The sequence below is a fragment of the Rhizobium mongolense USDA 1844 genome (genome assembly GCF_000419765.1).
Classification (GTDB): Bacteria; Pseudomonadota; Alphaproteobacteria; order Rhizobiales; family Rhizobiaceae; genus Rhizobium; species Rhizobium mongolense.
This window is the reverse complement of the sequence record NZ_ATTQ01000006.1, coordinates 319,203-344,784: the sequence shown is the minus strand read 5'-3', so window position 1 is coordinate 344,784 and position 25,582 is coordinate 319,203. Positions and strand designations below refer to the sequence as shown.

Annotated in this window: 31 protein-coding genes and 1 pseudogene; 20 read left to right on the top strand and 12 right to left on the bottom strand. The window is 59.0% G+C overall.

Going from position 1 to position 25,582, the window contains the following annotated elements; translation table 11 throughout:
* Positions 1–2: 2 nt before the first annotated feature.
* Genes purS through A3C3_RS0114130 form a run of 4 tightly spaced genes read left to right on the top strand, consistent with a single transcriptional unit; the run spans position 3 to position 1,634 of the window.
* Entirely contained in the window at positions 3–245 is a 243-nt protein-coding gene (gene purS / locus A3C3_RS0114145; RefSeq protein ID WP_022715263.1) for a phosphoribosylformylglycinamidine synthase subunit PurS, read from the top strand.
* Positions 246–283: 38 nt separating this feature from the next.
* Positions 284–520 (top strand): hypothetical protein, encoded by a 237-nt coding sequence (locus tag A3C3_RS41485; RefSeq protein ID WP_145611830.1) that lies wholly within the window; start codon positions 284–286, stop codon positions 518–520.
* Positions 517–1,188, top strand: coding sequence for a phosphoribosylformylglycinamidine synthase subunit PurQ (gene purQ / locus A3C3_RS0114135; protein WP_022715262.1), 672 nt, complete (start codon positions 517–519; stop codon positions 1,186–1,188). Before A3C3_RS41485 ends, purQ begins: the two co-directional genes overlap by 4 nt.
* 47 nt (positions 1,189–1,235) lie before the next feature.
* Complete coding sequence (locus tag A3C3_RS0114130) at positions 1,236–1,634, top strand: carbohydrate kinase family protein (protein WP_022715261.1); 399 nt, start codon at positions 1,236–1,238, stop codon at positions 1,632–1,634.
* Here the strand turns inward: A3C3_RS0114130 and A3C3_RS0114125 are convergent, their stop codons facing one another.
* Positions 1,635–1,886 carry a DUF1127 domain-containing protein gene (locus A3C3_RS0114125; protein WP_022715260.1) on the bottom strand — a complete coding sequence of 84 codons (252 nt, stop codon included), beginning with the start codon at positions 1,884–1,886 and terminating at the stop codon, positions 1,635–1,637.
* Between the two features lie 74 nt (positions 1,887–1,960).
* Between A3C3_RS0114125 and A3C3_RS0114120 the strand changes: the two genes are divergently transcribed.
* From A3C3_RS0114120 to A3C3_RS0114100, 4 genes are all read left to right on the top strand, one after another.
* A complete protein-coding gene (locus A3C3_RS0114120) occupies positions 1,961–3,379 on the top strand; it encodes an aminotransferase-like domain-containing protein (protein ID WP_022715259.1) in 1,419 nt (472 codons plus the stop codon).
* Between the two features lie 225 nt (positions 3,380–3,604).
* Complete coding sequence (locus tag A3C3_RS0114110) at positions 3,605–4,186, top strand: acyloxyacyl hydrolase (protein ID WP_022715257.1); 582 nt, start codon at positions 3,605–3,607, stop codon at positions 4,184–4,186.
* A gap of 128 nt (positions 4,187–4,314) precedes the next feature.
* On the top strand, positions 4,315–6,549 hold the full coding sequence (purL, locus tag A3C3_RS0114105; RefSeq protein ID WP_022715256.1) for a phosphoribosylformylglycinamidine synthase subunit PurL: 2,235 nt from the start codon (positions 4,315–4,317) through the stop codon (positions 6,547–6,549).
* A 19-nt stretch (positions 6,550–6,568) separates the two neighbouring features.
* A complete protein-coding gene (locus A3C3_RS0114100; RefSeq protein ID WP_022715255.1) occupies positions 6,569–6,802 on the top strand; it encodes a BolA/IbaG family iron-sulfur metabolism protein in 234 nt (77 codons plus the stop codon).
* 977 nt (positions 6,803–7,779) lie between these two features.
* On the opposite strand, the gene A3C3_RS0114090 is transcribed toward A3C3_RS0114100, so the two are convergent.
* Positions 7,780–8,085 (bottom strand): HNH endonuclease, encoded by a 306-nt coding sequence (locus A3C3_RS0114090; RefSeq protein ID WP_022715253.1) that lies wholly within the window; start codon positions 8,083–8,085, stop codon positions 7,780–7,782.
* 417 nt (positions 8,086–8,502) lie between these two features.
* On the opposite strand from A3C3_RS0114090, the gene A3C3_RS0114080 reads away from it, so the two are divergent.
* From A3C3_RS0114080 to A3C3_RS38365, 7 genes are all read left to right on the top strand, one after another.
* Positions 8,503–8,829, top strand: a complete 327-nt coding sequence (locus tag A3C3_RS0114080; protein WP_022715251.1) for a helix-turn-helix transcriptional regulator — start codon at positions 8,503–8,505, stop codon at positions 8,827–8,829.
* A 16-nt stretch (positions 8,830–8,845) separates the two neighbouring features.
* Positions 8,846–9,085, top strand: coding sequence for a hypothetical protein (locus A3C3_RS43615; protein ID WP_084796960.1), 240 nt, complete (start codon positions 8,846–8,848; stop codon positions 9,083–9,085).
* Positions 9,086–9,221: 136 nt separating this feature from the next.
* Positions 9,222–9,635 (top strand): helix-turn-helix transcriptional regulator, encoded by a 414-nt coding sequence (locus A3C3_RS38370; protein ID WP_022715249.1) that lies wholly within the window; start codon positions 9,222–9,224, stop codon positions 9,633–9,635.
* Positions 9,632–9,991 carry a hypothetical protein gene (locus tag A3C3_RS0114065; protein WP_022715248.1) on the top strand — a complete coding sequence of 120 codons (360 nt, stop codon included), beginning with the start codon at positions 9,632–9,634 and terminating at the stop codon, positions 9,989–9,991. The genes A3C3_RS38370 and A3C3_RS0114065 overlap by 4 nt, the downstream gene beginning before the upstream one ends.
* Positions 9,992–11,102: 1,111 nt before the next feature.
* Complete coding sequence (locus A3C3_RS43610; RefSeq protein WP_022715244.1) at positions 11,103–11,408, top strand: hypothetical protein; 306 nt, start codon at positions 11,103–11,105, stop codon at positions 11,406–11,408.
* A gap of 216 nt (positions 11,409–11,624) precedes the next feature.
* Positions 11,625–11,963, top strand: a complete 339-nt coding sequence (locus A3C3_RS0114040; RefSeq protein WP_022715243.1) for a hypothetical protein — start codon at positions 11,625–11,627, stop codon at positions 11,961–11,963.
* Positions 11,964–11,965: 2 nt separating this feature from the next.
* Positions 11,966–12,454: a DUF6998 domain-containing protein gene (locus A3C3_RS38365; protein WP_022715242.1), complete on the top strand. Its 489-nt coding sequence runs from the start codon at positions 11,966–11,968 to the stop codon at positions 12,452–12,454.
* Between the two features lie 50 nt (positions 12,455–12,504).
* Here A3C3_RS38365 and ligD read toward each other — a convergent pair.
* The 6 genes and pseudogenes from ligD to A3C3_RS0113995 form a co-directional block, all read right to left on the bottom strand.
* Positions 12,505–13,543 (bottom strand): annotated as a pseudogene (gene ligD / locus A3C3_RS41480) (non-homologous end-joining DNA ligase).
* 240 nt (positions 13,544–13,783) lie between these two features.
* Positions 13,784–14,320, bottom strand: coding sequence for an acyloxyacyl hydrolase (locus tag A3C3_RS0114025; RefSeq protein WP_022715241.1), 537 nt, complete (start codon positions 14,318–14,320; stop codon positions 13,784–13,786).
* Between the two features lie 1,453 nt (positions 14,321–15,773).
* The gene (locus tag A3C3_RS38355; RefSeq protein WP_145611828.1) at positions 15,774–15,989 is read right to left on the bottom strand and encodes a DUF6950 family protein; all 216 of its coding nucleotides are present in this window, start codon (positions 15,987–15,989) and stop codon (positions 15,774–15,776) included.
* Positions 15,986–16,558, bottom strand: a complete 573-nt coding sequence (locus tag A3C3_RS0114010; RefSeq protein WP_022715239.1) for a hypothetical protein — start codon at positions 16,556–16,558, stop codon at positions 15,986–15,988. The genes A3C3_RS38355 and A3C3_RS0114010 overlap by 4 nt, the downstream gene beginning before the upstream one ends.
* Before the next feature lie 50 nt (positions 16,559–16,608).
* Positions 16,609–17,310, bottom strand: a complete 702-nt coding sequence (locus A3C3_RS0114005) for a hypothetical protein (RefSeq protein WP_022715238.1) — start codon at positions 17,308–17,310, stop codon at positions 16,609–16,611.
* A gap of 261 nt (positions 17,311–17,571) precedes the next feature.
* Entirely contained in the window at positions 17,572–18,723 is a 1,152-nt protein-coding gene (locus A3C3_RS0113995) for a hypothetical protein (RefSeq protein WP_028739641.1), read from the bottom strand.
* A gap of 155 nt (positions 18,724–18,878) precedes the next feature.
* Between A3C3_RS0113995 and A3C3_RS0113990 the strand changes: the two genes are divergently transcribed.
* From A3C3_RS0113990 to A3C3_RS0113975, 4 genes are all read left to right on the top strand, one after another.
* On the top strand, positions 18,879–19,106 hold the full coding sequence (locus A3C3_RS0113990) for a hypothetical protein (protein ID WP_022715235.1): 228 nt from the start codon (positions 18,879–18,881) through the stop codon (positions 19,104–19,106).
* A gap of 147 nt (positions 19,107–19,253) precedes the next feature.
* On the top strand, positions 19,254–19,586 hold the full coding sequence (grxD, locus tag A3C3_RS0113985) for a Grx4 family monothiol glutaredoxin (RefSeq protein WP_022715234.1): 333 nt from the start codon (positions 19,254–19,256) through the stop codon (positions 19,584–19,586).
* Positions 19,587–19,726: 140 nt separating this feature from the next.
* Complete coding sequence (locus tag A3C3_RS0113980; RefSeq protein ID WP_022715233.1) at positions 19,727–20,932, top strand: multidrug effflux MFS transporter; 1,206 nt, start codon at positions 19,727–19,729, stop codon at positions 20,930–20,932.
* A gap of 40 nt (positions 20,933–20,972) precedes the next feature.
* On the top strand, positions 20,973–22,253 hold the full coding sequence (locus A3C3_RS0113975) for a multidrug effflux MFS transporter (RefSeq protein WP_022715232.1): 1,281 nt from the start codon (positions 20,973–20,975) through the stop codon (positions 22,251–22,253).
* 75 nt (positions 22,254–22,328) lie between these two features.
* On the opposite strand, the gene A3C3_RS0113970 is transcribed toward A3C3_RS0113975, so the two are convergent.
* Complete coding sequence (locus A3C3_RS0113970; protein WP_022715231.1) at positions 22,329–23,087, bottom strand: aminoglycoside phosphotransferase family protein; 759 nt, start codon at positions 23,085–23,087, stop codon at positions 22,329–22,331.
* A 9-nt stretch (positions 23,088–23,096) separates the two neighbouring features.
* Complete coding sequence (locus A3C3_RS0113965; RefSeq protein WP_022715230.1) at positions 23,097–23,345, bottom strand: DUF982 domain-containing protein; 249 nt, start codon at positions 23,343–23,345, stop codon at positions 23,097–23,099.
* 206 nt (positions 23,346–23,551) lie between these two features.
* On the opposite strand from A3C3_RS0113965, the gene A3C3_RS47910 reads away from it, so the two are divergent.
* Positions 23,552–23,680, top strand: coding sequence for a hypothetical protein (locus A3C3_RS47910; RefSeq protein ID WP_022715229.1), 129 nt, complete (start codon positions 23,552–23,554; stop codon positions 23,678–23,680).
* 122 nt (positions 23,681–23,802) lie between these two features.
* On the opposite strand, the gene A3C3_RS0113955 is transcribed toward A3C3_RS47910, so the two are convergent.
* Complete coding sequence (locus A3C3_RS0113955) at positions 23,803–24,627, bottom strand: inositol monophosphatase family protein (protein ID WP_022715228.1); 825 nt, start codon at positions 24,625–24,627, stop codon at positions 23,803–23,805.
* A 31-nt stretch (positions 24,628–24,658) separates the two neighbouring features.
* Entirely contained in the window at positions 24,659–25,543 is an 885-nt protein-coding gene (gene ttcA / locus A3C3_RS0113950; protein WP_022715227.1) for a tRNA 2-thiocytidine(32) synthetase TtcA, read from the bottom strand.
* Positions 25,544–25,582 lie beyond the last annotated feature (39 nt).

Sequence of the window (25,582 nt, the reverse complement as noted above, 5' to 3'; positions counted from 1 at the left end):
AAGTGATCAAGGCTCGTGTAACCGTCACGCTGAAAAACGGCGTTCTCGATCCGCAGGGCAAGGCAATCGAAGGCGCGCTGAGCGGCCTCGGCTTCACAGGCATCGGCCATGTCCGCCAGGGCAAGGTCTTCGACCTCGAGCTCGAAAGCGCCGACAAGGCCAAGGCCGAAGCCGACCTCAAGGCTATGTGCGAAAAACTCCTCGCAAACACGGTGATCGAAAATTATAGTATTTCTCTCGACTGACGGTTGCGGAGAAGGTGATTGCTGACCTGACGTAAGAATTGCTGTTTGAAATCTTGAGGAAAATCCAGTCCGATGTCCCTCCATTGAAGGAAGGACAGAGGGACATTCGGCAAGATATCAACAGCCTGCGCAACCATATCCACGTCATGCAGGGCGACATCAACAATCTGCATGGCACGATGAGCCAGGTACTTGATCGCCTTGGCCGCATTGAAAATCGTCTCGAACTTCGAGAATTGGCAGAAGCACAAGCAAGGTTTGAACCGCACCCATGAAATCAGCCGTCGTTCAACTTCCGGGCCTCAACCGCGATCGCGACATGATTGCAGCGCTGACGAAAATTTCCGGCCACGCGCCGCTGACGATCTGGCAGACGGAAACCGACATTCCCGACGTCGATCTGATCGTCATTCCGGGCGGCTTTTCCTATGGCGACTATCTGCGCTGCGGCGCGATCGCGGCCCGCATGCCGGTGATGCAGGCAATCGTCGACAAGGCTCAGAAAGGCGTCAAGGTTCTTGGCGTCTGCAACGGCTTTCAGATCCTCGTGGAAGCCGGCCTGCTGCCGGGTGCGCTGATGCGCAACGCCTCGCTGAGGTTCGTCTGCCGCGAGATCAAGCTTGAGGTCGCCAACGCCGATACGGATTTCACCCGCGCCTATGCCAAGGGTCAGGTCATACGTTGCCCGGTCGCCCACCACGACGGCAACTATTTCGCGGATGTCGAGACGTTGGCTGAGATAGAAGGCAATGGCCAGGTGGTTTTCCGTTATGCAGAGGGCACCAACCCGAACGGTTCGATCAACGACATTGCCGCGGTGATGAACGCCAGGGGCAACGTTCTCGGCATGATGCCGCATCCGGAAAACCTGATCGAAGCAGCCCATGGCGGCTCCGACGGCCGCGGGCTGTTTGCTTCGGCTCTCGACGTAATCGCTGCTTAACCTTCGCCGGGTAAGACGCACTCAACAGGTCCACCGGAGCAAGATTGATGCGCCCTTCCACGAATATCGCAGCGGTTGCGGCGGCAATCACGCTCTGCATTTTGATCGCGTCGTGCCAGTCCAGGGCGCCCGCCTCCGGCCCGGATCGCAGCGCGCTTTCCACCATGGAGCGCGTTGCCGTCGGCGCCAATTCGTGCTGGTTCAAATCCGGCGATGCTGCATTTTCGGCCTACCGCCTGGCGCCGGAACTCAATTCCTTCTCCGGGCGCCCGCGCATCCTGGTTGTCCACAAGAACAGCCCGGAAGGCAGGCCGCTGCTCGTCGTTCAGGCCGAAGGCGACCCCGCCCGCCTCCAGGCCTTCGGACCGATGATGTCCGAGCCGGTTTCCACCCGCATTGCTAGCGACGTGACCCGCTGGTCCGGCGGCGGCAAAACCTGCCGCTGATCAATCCCAAAAACGCGACTTGCTGATTTCTTTCGCTGCGTCGGCAGGCGAGAGCCCGATGTCGCGCAGCTGCCAATCCGCCATCTCGCGCAGGGCTCGCCGCCCTGCGCGCTTCATGCCCCAGCAAGACAGCATGTCCTGAATCTTGGCAAGGAGCCCTTGCGTCGGCCCGGGTTGCAATTTGTACCGTTCGCTAATCGCAACAATTGATACAATATCCTGATCGATCTTCTGATTGATAGACATCGTCATGAAGGTCCGCTTCGTTACTGACGATTGTTCATACTCTTGACAGGCAAAGGGTGACAATCTATCAAATTGTTACCATGACAAATTGGCTCCCTGATCTTTCGCGCGGTTCCGGCCCGGTCTATATGCGTCTGGCGGACAGCATCGAGTCCGCCATCGCTAGCGGCGCCCTCCCCGCAGGCAGCAAACTGCCGCCGCAGCGGAACCTTGCCTACGATATCGGCGTGACGATCGGCACAATCGGCCGGGCCTATGCTTTGGTGCACGAACGTGGACTGGTGGCGGGCGAAGTCGGGCGTGGAACCTATGTGCTTGATCGCGCGGAGACGGCGCCGGGCGAACAGGCCGATCCGCTGACGATTTCGCTTGGCGGCACGCGGGTTCTCGACGCGCCGGCAAACAAAATCCGCTTCGACACCACCGCGGCTCCCGATCTTGGCCAGGGCCGCATTATCGGTCAGATCCTCGCCGAAATCGGGGAGCAGAACATTTCGGAGATATCCTCCTACTCCCGCAATTTTCCGCGAAACTGGTTCCTGGCCGGGCAGAGGTGGCTGGCGCGAAATGGCTGGACGCCGGAGACGGAGAATATCGTTCCGACGTTGGGCGCCCATGCGGCCGCGGTGTCGATCATCTCGGCCGTGTCCTCGCCCGGAGATAAGATTGTCTTTGAGAACCTGAGCTACACGCAGGTGAGCCGCAGCGCCCGCCTACTGGGTCGACGGACGATCACCGTCGATTCTGACGAGAACGGCGTCCTTCCTGATGACTTCGAGCGGCTATGCCAGCAGCAGCATCCCAAGCTCGCCTTTCTGATGCCAACCGCGCACAACCCCACGCTCGCAACCATGCCCTATGAACGCCGCGTCGCAATCGCTGCGACGGCCCGCAGGCATGGCGTCTGGCTAATCGAAGACGACCTTTATGGCGGTATGACGGGTGACGAAATCCCTTTGCTGTCGTCGCTGGCACCCGACCGTACCTTCCTCGTCAACGGGCTTTCCAAATCGGTCGCTGCCGGTGTCCGCGGCGGATGGGTCGCCTGCCCGCCGCATTTTGCCCAGCGGATCAAGGTCACGCACAAGATGATCACGGGCGGCTTGCCCTTCATTCTCGCGGAAACCTGCGCACGCCTCGTCGAAAGCGGCATCGCCCATGCCATGCGCAAGGCAAGTATCACCGAACTTGCCGCACGCGAGCAGCTTGTCCGCGAATTGCTGGACGGGTTCGATTTCGAATCACATCCGCATGTTCCCTTCCTCTGGCTGAAGCTTCCCGATCCCTGGATGTCCGGCACCTTCAAGAACGCCGCGTTTCGCGATGGCGTGCTCGTCGATGACGAGGATGAATTCAAGGCAGCCCGGGCCGACAAGGTCTATCACCGCGTGCGCATCGGCTTCTCATCGCCGAAGAGCAAGGACGCGCTTAAAAACGGCCTGATCATTTTGAGAAGCCTGCTGGAAGGCGGCGGCTCGGCCTATGTCGGCGAAATTTAACATCTTCCCCGCCCGAAAGGACGTGGATTTCAGGGGCGACTCAGGCCGCCCTTTGGCGTTCTCGGGAGACGGGTTTAACCGCCTTCGATGGCCGTGTTCCGACCACCAGGATGTCGACCGCCGCGTTGACGTCGGCATGAACATAAGACAGCGTGCTGGCTTGGCAGCGACTCATGCTACCAATTCTCCTGTTCTGCCCTTGGCGCGGAACAGGGAGGACACCGGATGACGATGCCTAATCGCGGGTTGGTGCTGCGTTCCTTGAGTATTCTGCTGGCGTCATTGATCGCCGACGTCTCGGACGTCTCGGCATCCGCTCATGCGGAGGAACGGATTTTCGATGAACTGCGTTTTGGCGCGTCAACCTCGACCCAGGGCGGCGGCGAGCGCGAGGACGGCGCCTTCCCCGAAGTTACGGTATTCTTCGATCCCTTCGGCGCCGATTCCGCTACCGATTGGAAGCAAAAGCTGGTGCGCCCCCGCATTCACCTCGGAACCTCGATCGGAACCGGCGGAGAAGCGAGCCAGGTCTTCACCGGCCTTTCCTGGACCGTCGATATCAATGACACGCTTTTTGCCGAAGCCGGTTTTGGCGGCCTTATCCACACTGGCGATCTCGATGACGACGGCGACGGACCGGCACTTGGCTGCCGACTGCTATTTCATGAATATGTTGGCCTGGGGTACCGTTTCGACACCCACTGGAACGTTACGGCACAAGTTGCTCATTCCTCGCACGCAGATCTTTGTGACGGTCCGAACGACGGCATGACGCGCGCAGGCGTCCAGATCGGGTATAAATTCTAGGCCAACGCCTGGCCTCAAAGGCACTTCGTCCGCTCTTTGTTGACGGTGGGCATTTTCCTGTCGCGTGCCGCCCTTACATAGGTTAAAGACACCGCAAAACGCGCAACGGCAGGGACTTCCGAGAGCTCATGACCATATCCAATACCCGCCCGATCACCCCCGAACTCATCGCCAGCCACGGCCTGAAGCCGGATGAATATCAGCGGATACTGGACCTGATCGGCCGCGAGCCGACCTTCACCGAACTCGGCATCTTTTCGGCCATGTGGAACGAGCACTGCTCGTACAAATCTTCCAAGAAGTGGCTGCGCACGCTGCCCACCAAGGGACCGCGTGTCATCCAGGGCCCAGGCGAGAACGCCGGCGTTGTTGATATCGACGACGGCGATTGTGTGGTCTTCAAGATGGAGAGCCACAACCACCCCTCCTATATCGAGCCGTATCAGGGTGCTGCGACTGGCGTCGGCGGCATCCTGCGCGACGTCTTCACCATGGGCGCCCGCCCGATCGCAGCGATGAACGCTCTTCGTTTCGGCGAGCCGGATCATCCGAAGACCCGCCATCTCGTCTCTGGCGTCGTCGCTGGCGTCGGCGGATATGGCAATTCCTTCGGCGTTCCGACGGTCGGCGGCGAGGTCGAGTTCGACGCCCGCTATAACGGCAACATCCTCGTCAACGCCTTTGCAGCGGGGCTCGCGAAATCGAACGCCATTTTCCTGTCTGAAGCCAAGGGCGTCGGCCTGCCGGTCGTCTATCTGGGCGCCAAGACCGGCCGCGACGGCGTCGGCGGCGCGACGATGGCCTCCGCCGAATTCGACGAGTCGATCGAGGAAAAGCGCCCGACCGTCCAGGTTGGCGACCCCTTCACCGAGAAGTGCCTGCTGGAAGCCTGCCTTGAACTGATGCAGACCGGCGCCGTCATCGCCATCCAGGACATGGGTGCGGCCGGCCTCACCTGCTCGGCAGTCGAAATGGGCGCCAAGGGCGATCTCGGCATCCTGCTCGAACTCGACAAGGTTCCGGTCCGCGAAGAGCAGATGACCGCCTACGAGATGATGCTCTCGGAGAGCCAGGAGCGTATGCTCATGGTCCTCGAGCCGGACAAGGAGGCGGTTGCCAAGGCGATATTCGTCAAGTGGGGCCTCGATTTCGCGATCGTCGGCAAGACCACCGACGACCTGCGCTTCCGCGTCGTGCATCAGGGCGAGGAAGTCGCCAACCTGCCGATCAAGGACCTCGGCGACCAGGCGCCGGAATACGACCGCCCCTGGCGGGAATCCGGTAAGCGCGCTCCTCTCCCCGCTGAGCTCGTAGCAGCACCGGACGACTATGGTAAGGCGCTGCTGCAGCTCGTCGGCTCGCCGAACCAGTCCAGCCGCCGCTGGGTCTACGAACAATACGATACGCTGATTCAGGGCAATTCGCTGCAGCTTCCGGGCGGCGACGCCGGCGTTGTCCGCGTCGAAGGCCATCCGACCAAGGCGCTCGCCTTCTCATCCGATGTCACGCCGCGTTATGTCGAGGCCGATCCGTTCGAAGGCGGAAAGCAGGCCGTCGCCGAATGCTGGCGCAATATCACCGCGACGGGAGCCGAGCCGCTGGCTGCGACCGACAACCTCAATTTCGGCAATCCGGAGAAGCCGGAAATTATGGGCCAGTTCGTCGAAGCCGTAAAAGGCATCGGCGAAGCCTGCCGTGCGCTGGATTTCCCAATCGTTTCCGGCAACGTCTCGCTCTACAACGAGACGAATGGCATCGCGATCCTGCCAACCCCGACGATCGCAGGCGTCGGCCTGCTGCCAGACTGGCAGGCGATGGCGCGCATCGGCGGTGCATCCGAAGGCGATCAGCTGATCCTGATCGGCACCGACGGCAGCCATCTGGGCTCCTCGATCTACCTGCGCGATATCCTCGGCAGCATCGATGGTCCGGCGCCGGAAGTGGATCTCGTCGCCGAGCGCCGCAACGGCGATTTCGTCCGTTCCGCAATCCGCAACGGCCAGGTGACCGCCTGCCACGATATCTCTTCCGGCGGCCTCGCTCTGGCGCTCGCGGAAATGGCGATGGCATCGGGCAAGGGCCTGATGGTGACGCTTGCCGAAGGTAAGGGCGCGCCGCACGCCCTCCTCTTCGGGGAAGACCAGGCACGCTACGTCATCGCTGTCAAACCCGACGTCGCCGATTTCGTCTGCGCCAATGCGGAAGGCGCCGGTGTGCCCTTCCGCCGCCTCGGCACGCTTGCCGGCAGCGACCTCGTTGTCGATGATCTCTTCTCGCTCCCCATTCAGCAATTGCGCAACGCCCATGAATCGTGGTTCCCTGAGTTCATGGATAGCGCAGAGGCACTTGTCGCTGCGGAATGATGTGCAAGGAGTTAAGATCATGGCCATGAAACCCGGCGATATCGAAGACATGATCAGGGCCGGGATACCCGGTGCCAAGGTGACAATCCGCGACCTTGCCGGCGACGGTGATCATTACGCCGCTGAAGTCGTGGCCGAAGCCTTCCGTGGCAAGAGCCGCGTCCAGCAGCATCAGATGGTGTATGAGGCCCTCAAAGGAAACATGGGCGCCATCCTGCACGCACTGGCGCTGCAGACATCGGCCCCGGAATGATGCGTCGATAATTGGGAATGCCCGGTCACAAGCCGGGCATTTTTCCTTGAAATTGTTGCATTATTTGGATTTTTCTAAGCGAAGATTCGCCCTTATCATAACGCAAGGTCTTTTCACAAGAAGGCTGATGCGCAGCTTTGCGTCAGCTGCCCTCCGGAGCATGGCCACCTACGGCAGTTTAGCTCGAGACAACCTCCGTATAATTTCGCAAGGTGCCGTCTGCTGATAGGTTCTCATTGCCTCATCGTACCCCAGCCCCCCCCCGATGAGGCGAGCAAGCAGCGCCTCGGTGGCCTCGGCGTCCACACACCGTGGCCGACGGATAACGCATCCGTCTTGACCGTCTCGACTGGCCAGGTTGAGACGGTCTTTTCTTTCGCGTGTGCCACCAAGAAAAAACCCGCCGGCTGGTAGACCGACGGGCCGGGTGCTGCTGTGGTGGCAAGGTTGATAGACTGGATTGATTTCAGATCGTAGTTAAGTTTCTATCTCGCTCATGGGTAGAAACGTGAAAATAACAGTAATTGCATTGCTGATCACTCTTATCCTCGGTCCGTCGGCAAGGGCGATGGATTATCCAACGTACGATTCGTTGGTCGACTTATTAAAATCCTCGATGGTCAAAGCATGCGAGATTGATCCAAGCTGCGTTCAGAGGGTCACTAGTTTCGCTTACTTCCCTTGGAACAATCGAGACAAGGCAGACATTCAGTACAACGCGATGAAATGTCTCGGCTACTCTGCAGTCAAGCGCGGTTATTTTTGGTCACCGACTAAAGTCCTCGACGACTTTGACGCCAAAGATGTCGCAAGAAATCGCCTATGAAGTTTGCGATTGTGTCGTCGGATATTGGGGAAAGGATTGGGTTTGTCCGATTCCTAGATAAGTCTATTATGCCGCCTCTCCGGCTCCGACTCGATCTCAGAAGAACCGCCGACCGCCCTAGAGCGGGCTAGCCGACGGTCAGCGCTAGCCTCTAAGGTCCGCGCCGAGGCGCGCAGGGCGACGCGCACTCAATTAATTCCCAGAGTTCTCCACGACGGTACGTCGTATAGAGCAACCAATCCATTCCACCGCGCTCCTCGTTGCAGCGCTTGCACGCCAAGGCGATGTTGTCGCGATTGTTGCGGCCGCCTTCCGAGCGGCGGCGCAGGTGTTCCATAGTTTCAGCGTTTGGTGGCTGCTTGCGCGGCGGCTTGTCGCTCAGCACCATCAGTCCCCCGCAGTAGCAGCAGCGTATCTTGATGCGGTTCTGGACGTGGCGTGTCATGTGGTCAGCCATTGAGCGGTTCCAGGGCGCCGGCCATTACGGTGCGCAGAGGGCGCCCGTAGGCATCGCCGATAACTTCAATGTCGTATAGCTCGAGGCCTCGAGCTGTGCGTCTGCGCCAAAGCACTCTAGCCTTCATTTCACTTCCAAACTGGACGTCGGCGCCGATCCTGAACTTCCAAGCTGCGCGATAAACGCGCCGTGGTCTTCTGCCTGAGCGATCGGCCATGGTAATTGCCTGCGTTACGGGCAGGGCCACGGAGCGTCGTCTTGCGATGAGACCGCGCGGCAACAAGGTTCTGTCGGCGGGATTGATCTGCGTGTGCATGGTCATGGTGGCGCCTCGTTGTGTTTGTATTCGAAGTGTGCATAATAAATGCAACATCGCGCAAACCATGTCAACATAAAAAGTGCAATAAGGGTTATTTTATGATTACTCCCTCTCAAAGCCGCGCCGCGCGGGCACTCGTGGAATGGTCCCGTGAGCAGCTAGCAGAGGTCTCTCGCGTGGCTCTTCGAACGATTGTTGATTTCGAGCGAGGGGCCAGGGCGCCACGCGAAGTCACGCTTCTCGCTATCGAGCGGGCATTTTCTGACGCCGGTATCGCCTTCCTAGACGGCGATTACTCGGGCTCCGGTGGCCCTGGCGTTCGGCTCGTGGCGCCCGCTGGCAAGTCGATCGACGCGGACGATACGCAGACGGTTCAATACCGCGAGCACCTCGTGAACGACGCGCCTCCTGGCGCGGGTGGTTGAAGTCAGCGGAGCCACCTTGAATAATATTCCCGATCTGATGGCTTCCGCTAAAACCGTTCACGCCCGATACAGCGCGGGCCGCATGGGACGTGAGACCGTGAGAGAATGGATTGGCAGGCTTGGTGCTTACGACGGCCCGACCGGCGATCGCGTACGGGAGGCAGCTGAATGGTTTCGTGCCAATAAAAGCGAACCGGTATCTGAGGAAATTAGACGAACTGATCTTGAGCGCATCGCTGCAATTTTTGCACCTTGACCAGAACATTATCTCTCAATAATTTCTACCTGCGGCTTCACCAACCGCAGCGGCAACTAACCGCACACCACCACATCGAGGAGACCGAAAAGAAGCTCTCCGGCATTCGTGCCGCCGGCAGGTCTGTAAACTCGTAATGTGGAACAAATGGATAAATCTAGACTTCAACAAGCCCGATCCCGATATGGGATGGCGCCGGGAGGACGTACAAACAGCATTTGTGGCCGGCATGGAGACTATACCGGTGCGTCGGCTCCTATCGCTGCCGGAGGCGGCTAGCGTCTTAAGCGTGTCTCCTTCTACAATCCACGGCCTTGTGCGCCGAGGTCAGCTCGCTTTCGTTCATGCTGGCCAAGGTACGATCAGGAAGCACCTGACATTTAGCGCGGACGAAATCGAGAGCTTCATCAAGCGCCATACTGAACGGCTGAGCTATTCGCCTACGCCAAAGACGGCGCGGCGAAGTGGTGGCACTGAACTCGGCTTTCTTGCCCAGCGACAGGCCAGAATTACGGCGCGCGCGGAGGCTCGGAAAGCCAAAAGCAAATGAGAGAGGAACTGGAAACTGGCATTGGCCAAATGCCCGCGCAAAAGAGCATCGGACAACTGTATAATGAGCTGGCTGAGCTGACGAGTACCTCCGCCGACGAGCCTCACGTCGGTGTGTACAAACGCGCCGCAACTGGCGAGATCAACCGTATCGCTGGATGCTGCCTTTCAGACTATGGCGGGATCCTTCCGGCTCTCGCCGATATCCTGAGCATCATCGGGTCCGACGGTTACAACCAATTCGTCGTTAAGCAGAGAATGCACATTGGCACGCCGGAGCGCCAAGGATGGGCACTGATAGTCGAGCCAATCGAAGAACTCATTCCTGGCAGCACTTCCCGAGAATTGGGTCTTTGATGCCGATACTTTCGATCAGTCGTTCGAGGATTTGGCTGAAGAAATTCGTGAAGAGATAGCCGAGGCTGACCGGCACGAAGAAGAGAAACACATTGCCGCCGAGAGGGCAAAGGCAGAACGCCGCGAGGCGCGGCTAGCCGCAAAGGCCAAGAGAATCGAACGACGAGAGGCTATGCGCCAAGCAAAAGCGCGAACTGGAGAGGGGGAATGACAGAAGCCCCCCGCCTTATCGGCCGCAAAAAGGCCGCCGCTTATTGCGGCCTGACGTCTCCGGGCTTTCGGCGTGGGTCGAGACGGGCCCTGGAAGTTCCTCAATGAAAATGCCGCGTGAGTTGACGTTGGGTAAAACCCGTGTGCAGCAAAGTTAGAGCTTCCTACGTGGCCGCCTGTCTTTGGCGACCAGGGTTCGTGGCCAGAGCAAACTCGTGCTCGTCTCTTCCCTGATCGCTTGGCGATCAGGCTTGATCTTTCTCGGTCGACGGCTTTTCACAAGCGCAGCGTTTTTCATGCCTATTACTCTAACATTCAGCAAGGCATTGGTGAAGCGTAGCGATATCGTGCCGCGCTCGATCATTGGGCTTTTCACCGCTCTTAGAGAAGCCCCTTCCACATACCCATTCACAAAGTCCCATCTCATGCCGAGGTCCTGCCTAACCAAGTCGTAGTGCTCGTTGCAGTTGAAGTTGCAGGTGGGCGAGAAAATAGCGGCGCCCGGCAAGCTTTACAGGAGCCGTCGCCCGTGTGATCCTGCTTGCGCGGCGTCCCTGTTCTCCGCCATCGGCCTAAATTGGAGTGAGAGCATGCCAGCAGAACCGCGCTTCGAAGCGCGAAAGCAAGCGGATCAGACTTGGACCATCTTCGATCGTCGCACCGGCCAAACGGCTGAAAGGTCAGGTCTTATACTGGCGGGTCTCAATAAAAGGGCCGTTTTGGGGCTAATTCACATCCTTGAGCAAATCGAGGATGCGCCGAAGCTCGTTCACTGACTCAGCGATGAATCGGACGCGTCACATCGTGCTGGATGGCCCACACATATCGACCGAGCCGGCGTCGGAGCGGAACAAACACGCCATCGCTTCATTTCACTACCACCAGAGATGAGGAAAGTGGCATGACATACGACCCGAACAACCCAAACGACCCGAACCGCCCGCTTAACCCGACCAGCGAGCCTGACCTACGCACGACACCACTTCGCCGGCCTTCGTGGGCCGCTTGGATCGCCGGGATCGCAGTCTTCGCGATTGCGGCTTTCGCAATCGTAGAGTGGCTCGATGAGCCGGATACGGACCCTGCGACAACCGCTTCAACGACGAATTCGGAGCCTGCTCTAGCACCGGCGACGCCGTCCCCGCCGGCTGACAACAATGCAACTCCGGCGCCGGTCACTCCTCCGGCAGCACCATCAGCACAGTAGCTCTTGTGACCGGCTGTATGACCGTTGTCATTGAGATCGATCGAGAAGGTCGGTGCGAGTTTCGCCCGGCCTTTTCTCTTGGCGAACGACTGCTTCTGGCGCTAACGTCAGTTGCAGCCGTGGATAAGCCAACTCAACCCTACATTACCCCTTTTCAAGCAAAAGCGCTGTATGCATAGTCTGGGCTTGAGTTAAGAGTCTTCCTGAAGGGGCATTATGAAAATTCGTTACGCTTCGCTGGCAATCTTGCTGGCCGCAATCTCGTGCGCCAAACGACCGGATGCAATTGTACCGGCCGACATTCCGATGGCGGCCTATACCGGCTCGCCATGTCCCGTGCTCGCAACCGAGCTCGTGAAAGAGCAGGAGAACCTGGCAGCGCTGTCTAAAGCCCAGAACCAGGCCGCCACTGGCGATGCGGTCGGCGTTTTCCTAATTGGTGTGCCAGCGTCCAGCACGTTCGGCGGCGACAAGGAAGGGCAAGTCGCTGTGTCGAAGGGCAAGGTGCAGGCGATCCAATCCGCGATGCGTAGCAAGAACTGCGCGAGCTCTTAAGAATGAACACAAATGCGCCGTCAGGCGACGAGTTTGAACTGCCAGAAGTTATTGATAACTTGGTCGCCGCACATAAAGCTGTCGTAGAACATTACGCCAAGACTGGACTGAGCTTCACATTAGACGGCAAGTTCATAGGGGATATTGGCGAAGCTATAGCCGCCGAACTTTTTGGGATCGAGCTATGTGAGACGAACGGCTCGGGAATCGACGGCCACGCGCCTGACGGTCGATCTGTGCAGGTTAAAGCAACCATCACCGGACGAAGCCCAGTGTTTCGCCCCGTGGAAAAGCGCGCGGATCACCTGCTTTTCTTTAGCTTTAACCTGGAGAAGAGGACTGGAAAGGTGCACTACAACGGTCCGGAGGATTTGGTACTCCGCGAGATGCCAGAAGGGTGGCGCGACCAACGAGCCGTCTCCAAGCGAGCACTCCATAGGGCCATTAAGGACGCGCCCGACGGGTCGGGGTTACCTCGCATCGACAGGTAGTTGTTTTCTCGCAACGTCGATCAACGTGGTGAGGAATCGACGTGAAGGCCTCACTCAATCTCATAAATCTCCACATTCTCGTCAGCCTCACGCAGCCCCTTGTACGACGACTGCCGCAGCTTGCCGTCATGCGTCCATGCGCGATATTCGACCTCTGCCACCAGTGTTGGCTTCACCCAGACGATATATTTGCGCCGGCCGGAATATTCCACAGACGGCTTCTTGACTTTCAACTTGTCGAGAGCTTCGCGCAGTTCATGCGCCGTTCGTTCATTGAAGCCGGTCCCGACCGATCCGACATAGACCAGCTTGCGGCCGTGGCTCGCCCCCAGCAGCAATGAACCAATCCCTGCCCGCGCAACGAACGAATGCTCATAACCGACGATCGCGAAGCCGTCGCTCTGGATGCATTTGATCTTCTGCCAGTCGCCACGCCGGCCAGAGCGATACGGGCTCTCACGGTCTTTCGCGATGATGCCCTCAAGGCCGTGCTCGCAGGCAGCGAAAAACAACCGGTCTCCGTCTGCCTCGATCTCCTCCGAAATCCGGATGACATCGTCCCGGCTCTTGATCAGACCCTCCAAGAGATGCCGTCGCGCGGTGAATTCCAACGGCCTCAGATCATGGCCGTCGAAATAGAGAAGGTCGAAGGCCATGAAGATCGCTTCGGTTGAGATGCGCTTGCCGCCCCGGTCGCCGAGCGATTGCTGCAGCAGTCCGAAATCGGACCGGCCTTGCTCGTCGAGCACGACAGCCTCGCCATCAAGGATCGCAGTCGCCACGTCGAGCTTTTTCGCCGCTTTTGCGATGGCCGGAAAGCGATCCGTCCAATCATGGCCGCTGGTTACAAATGCGAACGCCTTTCGGCTCGATATGGATGGCAATGCGATAGCCGTCCCATTTGATTTCGAAGGCCCACTCCGCCCCCTTGGGCGGTCTGGGTTTCAACAGCGCCAGGCACGGCTCTATGCGGTCTGGCATGGGATCGAGGGGAAGGTTCGGCTGCGCCGGATCGCGTGGCTTGCGTGCTCGGGAGCGAAGCGGCTTATCGGTGGCGAGCAGAGGCTTTGAAGGTGGAGACTTTGCCATCTGATGATTACATCAGGGAATACTTAAAAAGAAAACGAAATTTGAGACAATGACGACGGGAGAATATCAGCCGAAATACAAATGGCGCGAGACATGGCCCGGCGAAGGCCACCAAGACTTTGTCTCTGTGGATGGCGATTTGCAGTTCGGGCGCATTTATCTCGATCTTACCAGTGGGTCGCCCGCCCGCCAGTGGCGATGACGCTGACGATTCTGCGAGCCTTCGGATTTGATTACGTTCTAGAATTTGTAGCCCAGCTGCAGCCCGGCGCGCGTCATGCCGTCGTTCGGACCGGCACAAAGATCTGCGTTCGAGGAATGTGCAACTTGCGCCGTGACGTTCCAGTGGGCGTCGAAACGGTACCCCAGGCCAACATATTCATGAAACAGCAGACGGCAGCCGAGTGCCGGCCCGTCGCCGTCGTCATCGAGGTCGCCGGTGTGGATAAGGCCGCCAAAACCGGCTTCGGCAAAAAGCTTGTCATTGATATCGGCGGTCCAGGAAAGGCCGGTGAAGACTTGGGTCGCTTCACCGCCGGTTCCGATCGACGTGCCAAAGTGAATGCGGGGGCGCACCAGCTTCTGGATGCCAATGGCTTCATTGTGCCCAAACGGGTCAAAAAACAGCGTCACCTCCGGGAAGACGCCGTCCTCGTGCTCGTCGCCGCTCTGTATTGAGGCGGACGCGCCAAAACGCAGTTCGTCGAATAGATGGTCTTCCGCCTGGGCTGCTGCTGAGGCTGACAGCAACAGCGCCGCCGCGAAAACTAACTTCATCAACGCCCCCGAATCGCTTGTTGTGGATCTAACGTGCCAGCATCGGCCACGTGCAGTAAAGCGGGAGCCGCATGAAATGTTTTTTGAGGCTTTACCTTTTTGCCGGGGCTATCCCACGTCACCCCGGCCAAGGAGCATGGCCCCTTGCGCCGCGGTAATCAGCCGTTGATCGACGCGGAATAATGATAGGATGCGCCGATCTCCGATAATATCTGCAAGTTATCGTGGATTTTGGTAAAAAAGCGTCGCTGGAGGCGACGGACAAGGGAAACATTCAACCGCCTCGGATGTTCGGCGGAATGGATCGTACGGCCAAGATCTCCTGCAACCGTGCTTTAACCCCGCACGTGGCCGTGCGGTCCGCCACAGGGGACGAACTATCGTGAATTGCCACCGCATGACGGTGAGCGATCCTTGATCGGCGAATAGGCTGCCCTCATATGACGGGTCCCACTCTGCGGCGGCTGTCATATCCAGCGAAGTTTTTGGGAGGGACGCATAATGGGTGATCCCGATCGATATTCCGGAAAGCCCCCGAAACGGGGCTGCGGCGTGTGGATCCTGATAGGGATGGCAGTGGCATTAGCGCTTCTTAGTGCGTTGGTCTTGGGCTTTTTGGGCTAGCCTCGTCCGCGCATCAGAGTGCCGGTGGATTCTTCAGCGTCGTGTGACCGTGAAAGCGGCACATTTGTCCCGAGGCGCGGGCCGCAAAGGCTACGGAAGATCGTGATTTTGAACTGGCTGATCTTCTCGGCAGCCTTAGCAGCATTATTCGCGAGGACATTCCGGCCCTCGACGATGAAATCGCTGATCAGGAGTATGAAGCGGAGACGTAGCCGCCGTGCGTTAAGGACGGAATCACTATCCAGTGCGAAATGAAAGGCTTGCACCTATCGCAAGTTGAAGATATATATTAGCCATTAATCAACTAATGCACCTCAGGCAATCCCATCATGCTCTCCAAAGAGCGAAAAATATCCAATGCTCTAAACTTAAGCATGAGAATTATTTTTTTGTGGAGCGAGATCCATGTCCGAACCTCTGGATTCCAGTGCGCCCGTTGGCGGCGAACAAACAGCGAAGCTTACCTCTAAGAGGAGCTTTCCGCGCCGAACAACGGTCGGGAGCGATGAGCCTGCCTTCCGTCAGCCGGTCTGCCCAGCTTACATCGTCGATACCGCACCGGGAGGTGGCGGGCTAGGTGTATGGGTGCTTGCAGAACAAACGGACAGCACCTGTGACTACGTGTATGTAGGAAGCCCAAGCTGACATTCCCGGTCCAGCGCGAGATCCGCGCCCTAGAGTGACCGCGCTGACCTGCCGGGTGGCATCCGCGAACGTCACACCCATGCCGTCGATGCCGATGACGGCACGCGGGCCTATTTCCTAGGGGGCGATAGGCACATAACAAAAAAGCCGCCTCCCCGATTAGGGAGAGGCGGCTGGAATACGGCTACTGGACGACGGGAACTGCGCCCTGGTGGGCCGCTATGATGGCGCGGAAGCCCTCATCGCTGTCGTACATGCCGCGCAGGTGGTCGGCTGGATCCTCGTGGCCAAGCCACGAGGCCCAGTCAGCCAAAACAATGCAGCAATCGACGTGGCCAGGTCGCCATGGGCGCGCGTTGTTGTCGGCGAGGAAGGCTGCCAGGTCATCTGTCCGCGTCACCAATTCGGCCACTTGATCGTCTGGTCGCGCATCAGCGGCACGCGCTTGCAGAACTGATCATCTGCCGCCGACGGATTCAGCACGGCCGAGCGTGCACGCTGGTCGACGTCCGACAGAACGGAGCCGTTTGTCACGGTGCGCAATGTGAAGCGGTTCGTAATCTCAATGTTGACAATCGATTTGATGCCATCGGCACCGGCCTCGTCGGCGACATCGAGGTTGTCGATCTCGCCAGTGAAAACCACGATTGGGTCGCCGTCGGGCTGCTCGAATTCGTCCAAAATCAGAATCCTGACGATGAAGGGCGAGCCCTGAACCGAGCTCGTTTCGTCGTAATCCCAGATGCTATCGGCTGCTGATTGGCTTACTGATATGAGCGATAGCGCCAGGGTATATGCCTCGCCGTTGATGGCGGCTTCGACCGATTGCAGCGCGTCTTCTGTGAATTGCGCTGGCCGATAGATGTTGCCGTCGCCATCGACGAACCTGCCGCCGGAGCCATCCCAGATGCGAATGGTCTCTTCCGGCAAAACGGCATCGCAAAGGATGCGCAGTGACTTAATAGCCATGTCGCCCTAACTTCATTTTTTGGGTATTGCCGCTGCCCGTATGTGCCGCGTTACGACCAGTAATCCACAGCCTCAACGAAGCTGACGGACGGCCCCGCCTGCTTGGAAACGGCGTTCTGGTCGACGTCCATCCCGCGATCCTCTACCAAGTGGCAAAGGCACGTCGGACGGTCGAATTCCAGATCCGAGCCGGCAGGGATTAGCTCGCGCACGGTCGGCGAAATCGGCACGGTCCAGATGTCTCCGTCGACTTCCGTAACCGGTCCGGTCTCGTAGAGCGCGTGCTGATATGAAAAGCGCACGCCAACAAGGTTTGCGTCGGCGTTAATGATGCGTAGCCGGATCGATGTTGCGCCAACCGCAGTCACGCCGTCGGTCACAACGGAAATGGCGCCCTGCACATACGGCGTGTCGTCATCAAATAGGCTGTCGTCGCTGTGCTCCGTGTCGATCACTGGCTCGAAACGTCCGGAGACGTAAGGCGCGGATAGGCTGGAACGAACCGGTACGGCGATCAGTCCCGAGTTGCCGCCCAGCTTCTGCCGGATGGCGTTCCACGTTTGCCAGGATGCGCGCGTCTTGTTGCGCATGACGACATTGCCGTAGTCGATGCTCCAGAACCCGAGATCCGTCCGAGTTGCAGGCTCAACGCCGCCTAGCGTTCGCCCACCGCTGCGGGTGTAGGGAACGAGGTTCGCGCTGACGACTTGCGGGCGGAGCGTGCAGATGGGCCATTCAATAATTTCCGCCATCAGCGCCACTCCCCTCCCGCTTTGTTCGCTTGGTATTTCGCCATCGTCGGAACAACATTTTGGTTCGCAGCGGCCACGATCTTGGGGCTAGCCGATGCGATGTTCTTCTGGCTGACGTCTTGGACAAACGGCATAAGGTTGCCGTTGTTGTCTGCGGAGACGCCGACTGTTACGTGGACGTTTTGCTGTCCCGATGCGGCCCGCTTCGGAATCGAAGGCGTCTGGAACTCGTATGTTCCGTAAAAATGCCCGTTAGCCCGGTCACAAGCCGGGCATTTTTTGCAGTCCGCCATTGGCGACTAGAGCGGCGGGCAACGGTCCGGCCGTCAGCAGCGTGAAATCGAAGGTTGCGCGCAGGTCCGGCCCCAGCACGTATTGTCGGTGCACCCGCAGGAAATCCAGCTTGATCTTCTTGTAGTGTTCCGGCGTCAGCATCTGCTTGACGCGGATGAACTGCATTCTTGCCTGCGGCGCGTCCTGATGGCCCGCTGCGGCGACAACCGGCACCTTGTAGAAATGGATGGCGTCCGTCAGGCAGTGCACGTCGAGCCAGAAGACGGATCGGCAGCACGCGATCAGCCCGACACGGGCGCGCAGCGCTTTTGCGGGTGACAGCAGCGCGCATTGCAGCACAGCCGAACCAAGCGAAGCAAAGACGACCTGCTTGCCGTCGAAGAGTGCCGGCTCCTTCTCAAGCAGCAAACCGACGACATGCGCGGCAACGCTCGAGCCCATGCTGTGCGACGAGATCACATATTCGTCAGCATCCTCCAGCAGCGCCTGGCGCGCCGCAGTCGCACAGCGCTCGAGCCATGCGTCGACCTCGGGGCGATCCATGCGCCCGAGCGCAACCGCCATTTCCCAATCCGCGAAGAGATGCAGGGTGTAAAAGCGTTCGGCGAAAGGCAGGAAGAGATAGACGAAGAAGGCAGCCGCTGCCGGCACGCTCCAGACGATATGCCAAACCCCGAGACCGAAGCCCATCGGCACCGAAGCGATCGTGGCCATCAGCGTGAGGCCGAGCAGCATCAGCACGAACGGAAAGATGAAGAAAAGGCCGAAGCGCCAAGCATGGCGGAAATAGCCGGCCAATCCCCCGTCCACGATGATGCGCCCGCAAGCGGCAAAGCCGGCGACGATGCGCTTTGCCGCCGGTTTGGCGCTAAGATGCTGTACCAGCACGTCATGATCGAAAACATGGACCCTGCTTGCGGTCTGCCAGAAATCGGAAGCGGCGAGTACGTCGAATTTCACAAACTCGTGGCAATCGTCTATTTCGCCTAACTGCGCCTGGAAGGCCCAAACCTTTCCGCTTTGTCTGGCTGTTCGCTCGTAGCGCGCCCGGTGGGCCTTCCCGTCCAGCGGTTCGAAACCCGGGAAGTGAAGCACCACCCTCTTCTTGATCAACTCCATAAATATCTTTCCGGCGAGCTCGGTCCGCCAATTCGCAAAACGCGCATGCATGTGAAATGTGGCGGAAAAAGCTCTCGTGCTGTTGAAGAGCGCTTGCTAACCGAAAGCATCCGGAATTCAATAGCCACGAAGCGTTTTGTGTGCTGGAGGGCTGAATGGCTGATTTCGTGAAGGAACTCGTGAGCGGCGTTGTCGAGACCGTGCTCAAGGAAATCCTCAAGAAGACTGCGGTCCGAACCACCACCAAGCGAAAGAAGCGTCAGACACGTTCTTCCTCGACCGGGCGCTTCACCCGCACTGCCTCAACGGCGAATAAGCCCGCCCGCAAGCAGGTCAGCAAACGCCGCACCGCCACTGCCCGCAGCAGGCAGCGCAGCCGCTAGGGCGTTCCGGCATCGTGCCATCATCCACCGTAAGCATGCTTATCTTTTTTTGATTTTGGCGGCTGGAATTTGAGCCGTCACATGCTATCTAAGGCTCACGATTGAAACGGCAGGCCTTTAACCTGCCTGTTGAAAGGATTAGGTCCCATGAGCGGTATCAACGAATTCATCGACAACGAAATCAAGACGAACGACGTCGTCCTTTTCATGAAGGGCACGCCGCAGTTTCCGCAGTGCGGTTTCTCCGGCCAGGTCGTCCAGATCCTCGATTACCTCGGTGTCGACTACAAGGGCATTGACGTGCTCGCCGATTCGGAAATCCGCCAGGGCATCAAGGACTATTCGAATTGGCCGACGATCCCCCAGCTTTACGTGAAGGGCGAGTTTATCGGCGGCTGTGACATCGTGCGGGAAATGTTCCAGGCCGGCGAGTTGCAGCAGCACTTCCAGGAAAACGGTGTGACGGTTCGCGCCGCCTGACAGGTCACCGGGCGTTCGTCCGGTTTCCAAATCTGTTCTAATTCGAGTTCAAGGCGCTGTGCTCAACAGCGCCTTGACCTGTTTATGGGATTTTCATTGTGACAGATTCATCTCAAGCCGTGTCCGCGGGCCAGACGCCCATGGGCAAGCGTGAATTTATCGCGCTCGCCGCCTTTTTGATGGCAACCAATTCGCTGGCAATCGATATCATGCTGCCGGCTCTGCAGCAGATCGGCGCCAATCTGGGCGTCGAAAGCGAAAACCACCGGCAATTCGTCGTCTCGTCCTATCTTCTCGGCTTCGGTGGCGCTCAACTCTTCTATGGCCCGATTTCCGACCGCTTCGGCCGTCGCCTGCCGCTTCTCGTCGGTCTGGCGATTTACATCGCTTCGGCGATTGGGATTGCTTTCATACCCTCGTTTGCCGGCTTACTCGTCCTGCGTTTCATCCAGGGCATCGGCTCCGCCGCAACGCGCGTCATCACGATTTCGATCGTCCGCGACATCTACGGCGGCCGGCAGATGGCCGAAGTCATGTCGCTGATCATGATGGTGTTCATGATCGTGCCCGTCGTCGCGCCCGGGAGCGGCCAGATCATCATGCTCTTTGCGAGCTGGCACATGATCTTCGTCTTCATCGCCGCCATGGGGGCGGCAATCGCCGCATGGACCTTCTATCGCCTGCCAGAGACGCTCGATCCACGCAACATGCGCCCCTTCACCGCGCGCTCGATCCTCAGCGGCTTCCAGCTCGTTCTGACGAATCGCATCGCACTTTGCTATACGCTTGCGACCACCTTCATCTTCGGCTCGCTGTTCGGATTCATCAATTCCGCGCAGCAGATCTATGTCGGCATCTACGATCTCGGCGTCTATTTCCCCTTCGCCTTTGCCGCTGTCGCGGTCTTCATGTCCATTGCGTCGTTTCTCAACTCGCGCTTCGTCGGCAAGTTCGGAATGCGGCGGCTGTCGCACGGATCGCTGCTCGGTTTCGTCGCCGTCAACACGCTCTGGATGATCGTGCAGGTCGTTGGCCCGCAGCCGATGCCGTTCTTCCTATTCATCGGCTTCTTCGGCATTGCGATGTTCCAGTTCGGCTGGATCGGCTCGAACTTCAACTCGCTCGCCATGGAGCCGCTCGGCCACGTGGCGGGCACCGCCTCCTCCGTCCTCGGCTTCATGAGTACGATCGGCGGCGCAATCATCGGCGCGGCTATCGGCCAGGCTTATGACGGGACGGCGCTGCCGATGGTCTCCGGTTATTTCGCCGTGTCGATCATCGGACTCGTCTTCGTCCTGATCGCCGAGAAGGGCCGTCTGTTTCAGCCTCACAATCCGCGTCTGTGAGCGGGCCATCGAACCATTTTACATTGACTGGATTTGAAGAATGATCCCGCAGCATAAACCGCACACTGAAAATCAGGGCTCCAGCCGCATCGGCATGGGCTTTACGGAATTCGTCATAACCATCGCGATCATGACCGCCAGCATCGCCATGGCAATCGACAGCATGCTGCCGGCGCTTCCCGCCATCGGCCGCTCGCTGAGCGTGACGAGCACCAACGATGCGCAACTCATCATCGGTGTCTTCTTCTTCGGCTTTGGTGTCTCGCAGATCATCTTCGGCAGCCTCTCCGACACCTTCGGCCGCCGTCGCATCCTGCTCGGCGGCCTCGCCGTCTACGTGCTGGCGATGTTCGGCGCGGCACTGACCGGCAGCTTCGAGATGCTGCTCGTCATGCGCTTCGTCCAGGGTATTGGCGGTGCCGCGGTGCGCATCACCACGATGGCGGTTGTCCGCGACTGCTTCGGCGGCCGCGAAATGGCCCGCGTCATGTCCTACGTGATGATCGTCTTCATGATCGTGCCGATCGTCGCGCCTTCGGTCGGCCAGCTGATCATCAGCTACGCCGACTGGCACTGGATCTTCATCCTGCTCGGCATCGTTGGCGCTGTCCTCTTCCTCTGGGCACTGCTACGCCTGAAGGAGTCGCTGCCGGTCGATGAGCGCATCCCGCTCTCCGTTGGCTCGATCGTCGACGGCTTCAGGACGGTTCTCACCAACCGCATCACCTGCGGCTATATGATCGGGCTCACGATGTTCACGGGCGTGATCAGCGCCTATGTGATCTCCGTCCAGCAGGTTTTCGGTGAAGTCTACGGCCTTAGCGATTGGCTGCCGATCGCCTTTGCTGCAACGGCAGGCGGCATTGCCATTGCCAACTTCGCCAACGGCTTCTTCGTGCGCACCTTCGGCATGCGCCGCATCTCGCACACCGCAATGATCCTCTTTACGGTGATTTCGGCATTCGGTTACGTCATGGCGCTCGATGCCAACGTCAATTTCGCGCTGGACTACGCTTTGTTCTCCATTCTGCTGATGATGTTTGCGGTCATCGCCACGAACTTCACGGCAATCAGCCTGGAACCGATGGGCAATCTTGCAGGCACGGCGACCGCCATCACCGGCTTCGTCTCGACCTCTGTCGGCGCGCTGCTCGGAGGAGGCGTCGGCCAGCTCTTCAACGGCACCGTCCAGCCGCTTTTTGCAGGCTTTGCGGTCTTCGGCGCGGTCACCATCGTCGCCACGCTCTTTGCCGAAAAGGGCAAACTCTTCACCCACCCCGGCGACAGCCCGCAACTCGACCCGGGTGCTGCGCATTTGTGATGGTGTGCCATGTCAGCCTGCCCCTTGGGCCGGCAGGGGGAACGTCGATTGGGAGAATTTGCGATTGGCGCGCGATCAGATATCTGACCAACCCGCGTCAGCCATGCGTATCAGTTCGTCTTCTTCCTTCGAAACTCCCTCTGCCAGCCGGGCCGCGGCAACAAAGGGCAACCAGGCGAAAATATCGCCGAGCGCAAGGCCGCCGGCTCTTGCATAGGTTTCGACATAGCAAGCGGCTATTTCGGGCTCTGCATGACGTATTAGGACATAGGTGCGACAAACATCGGCGGCCGGGCTGCCGGCGCATGCGTCCAACCAATCCACGACCATCGCCTGACCAGGGGAGCCGAGGATGTTCCAGGGATGAAAATCTCCGTGACAGAGAACGTTCCCGTTCGGCAGGGTATCGAGCCCCCTCAGAAGCCTTTCACGATGTGCTGTATTTAAGGATGGCGCATGCCGAATATTCGAGGCCAGTCTCGCCTTAAGCCCCGGAAGGGCGTGCCCGGATTGGCGGTGGATTTGCCTGTGCAGCCGCACCATTTCATCCAGGTATTTTGGAATCAACGCGGGCTGAGAGATCATCGCGTCGGCAAATGGCTGACCGCAGGCCCGGGTCATCACCAGTCCCCAGCGGTCTCCGTGCTGTCTGACGTCTGAAACCTTTGGCGCGGGCAGGCCAAATGGCTCAATGAGCGCCAGAACCGCGGCTTCCCTGAACGCAGCGCCTTTGGACGCGGTGACCCTGTAGAGCTTAAGGACCAGCGCTCCATGCTCGTAGACCTCCGCCTCTTTGCCCGTACCGAGCAGATCGCCAATATCAGTGGAGCTCATCACGCCGAATCAGACAACATATTCCAGGTGCGCCTCGGTGGCCGCGACCAGGAACTTCTTCCGCACCTCAGCGGCCGGCGTCGCATCGTTGAAGGCATCCAGACATGTAATCTCGGCGCGGTAGAGCGCCGGGCCATCATGGATCGGCCATTCGGTGACCATCAGCCTATAGGCATCGTGAACTGTCCTGACGACGCGATAGCGCCCGCCGAGTTTGATCCTGACGGGCGGGAATTTCCGGATATCCTCTTTCACCATGACGCGATACCTCACGCAAAACATTCGACTCAACGAATCACCGGGCCACTCGTTCCAGCGCATTCGCTCGGGTACCGAGCAACATGACGGCACGCCGCTTGCGACGATGCGGAGACTTTCCATGACGTTTTGTTCATCTGGCGTTCATATTTCTTGTGGCCATCGCCCTTTCGGGCTAATCTGCCGTGGCAACGATGGAGCAAGAGATGATCAAGACCACCGTCGCGGCTTCTGTATTTGCCGCTTATGCCTTTGCGATGTTCGCAATCGCATCCCTCCCGCAAAACTCGCCCGGCGTCCCGGTCGATCAGGTGACGACAAGTTCGACGAACTAAGCCCGGCCTGACACGAAAAACCCCGCTTAGAAGCGGGGCGGTATCGTGATCAAAACAGCTTGGGAGGAAATATGCATTTCCCCTATATGTCGGGCATGGATCGAGGCTTACGCCCTCAGTCCTCAGACCGTGAAAACCTCCCGCCGTAGCAACTCCCACGACGCCCTGTCCGGAGCGATCAGCAAGCCGCCGCCGACGTGATGCGGCAGGTAGGCCGTTCCATCGAAACGGGCCGCATGGGCGCCCGCCTCCTGGCAGATCAGCGTTCCCGCCAGATGATCCCAGGGCATCAGCTTATTGTACATCAGGTAATGCACGTGTCCCGACGCGAATGTCCGGTATTCATGCGCGGCGCAGCGGTAGTTCACGAGGAAGCGTACCTTTGCGAGATTTGCGAGAATTTCCGGACGCTTCTCCTTGGGCAGGTAGCCGGTCGAAGCCATGCCGACCATCTGTTCCAATGCCACCGGCGCTGCCACCGAGAGCCGCTCCGCCTCACCCTCCGGCCGTCGCAGCCAGGCGCCCCCTCCCTTTTCCGCCATCACCCAGTCGTCGCCCATCGGATCGTAGATGATGCCGGCAACGGTTTCACCCTTCGACACGACCGAAGCCATGACGCCGAAGGCGGGAATGCCGGAAGCAAAATTGAAGGTGCCGTCGACCGGATCGACGACGATCGCAAGATCTGCTCCATGCAGCTTGCCGAGCAGCGCAGGGTCGGCAGCAACCGACTCCTCGCCGATGAAGACTGCGTCCGGCCAGCGTTTTGCCACCTCCGCCTTCATCATCCGCTCAGCCTGCTCGTCGGCTTCCGTCACCAGGTCAGTTGCCTCGGTCTTGACCCGCACGTCGCCGCTGCCGAGCCGCCGGAAGCGCGGCAATATCTCGGCCTTCGCCGCCCGCCTGAGGAGATCGGAGAGCGTCGTCACATCAACTGTCGAAGTCATGGCATGTCCTTACTTTTGAGCGTTAACCCAGTTATGCGCTCTTCGATGACGGCTCTGTGACCATCAGGCTGGAAAAATCGAAAAGCTGCGGATCGAGCAGGTGTGAGGGGTTCACATGCGCGAGCGCCCGCAGCATCGTGTCCTTGCGCCCCGGCATGCGCCGCTCGATATCCGCAAGCATATCCTTCATCGCATTGCGCTGCAGGCCGTCTTGCGAGCCGCACAGATCGCAGGGGATGATTGGAAAACGCATGGCCGCCGCAAACTTCGCCATGTCGTCCTCCGCGCAATATGCAAGCGGCCTGAGCACCATGAGGTCGCCTTCGTCGTTGAGCAGCTTCGCCGGCATGGAAGCGAGACGCCCGCCATGGAAAAAGTTCATGAAGAAGGTCTCGAGGATATCCTCGCGGTGATGGCCGAGCACCAGGGCATCACAGCCCTCCTCCCGCGCGATGCGGTAAAGGTTGCCGCGGCGAAGACGGGAACAGAGCGAGCAGTAGGTCGCCCCCTCCGGTACCTTCTCCTTCACGATCGAATAGGTATCTCGATATTCGATGCGGTGCTTCACGCCGATCTTCGTCAGATAATCCGGCAGGATATGTTTCGGAAAGTTCGGCTGGCCCTGGTCGAGATTGCAGGCGATCAGCTCGACAGGCAGCAGTCCGCGCCATTGCAAGTCGAGCAGCATCGCCAGCAAACCGTAGGAATCTTTACCGCCGGAAATGCCGACCAGCCAGCGCTTCTGGCCCTTCAGCATGCCGAAATCATCGAAGGCTTGGCGAACCTGCCGGAGCAGGCGCTTGCGCAGCTTGTTGAACGAGACGGAAGGCGGAGCATCGGCAAAGAGCGCATGGCCGATCACGCCCTCTTCCGCAGCCTCCCCGAATGCCTCATCAATGTTGGCTGCGATATTCATCGTCCTACCCAATCCAATAACTCTGCCTTAGCAGAAAGC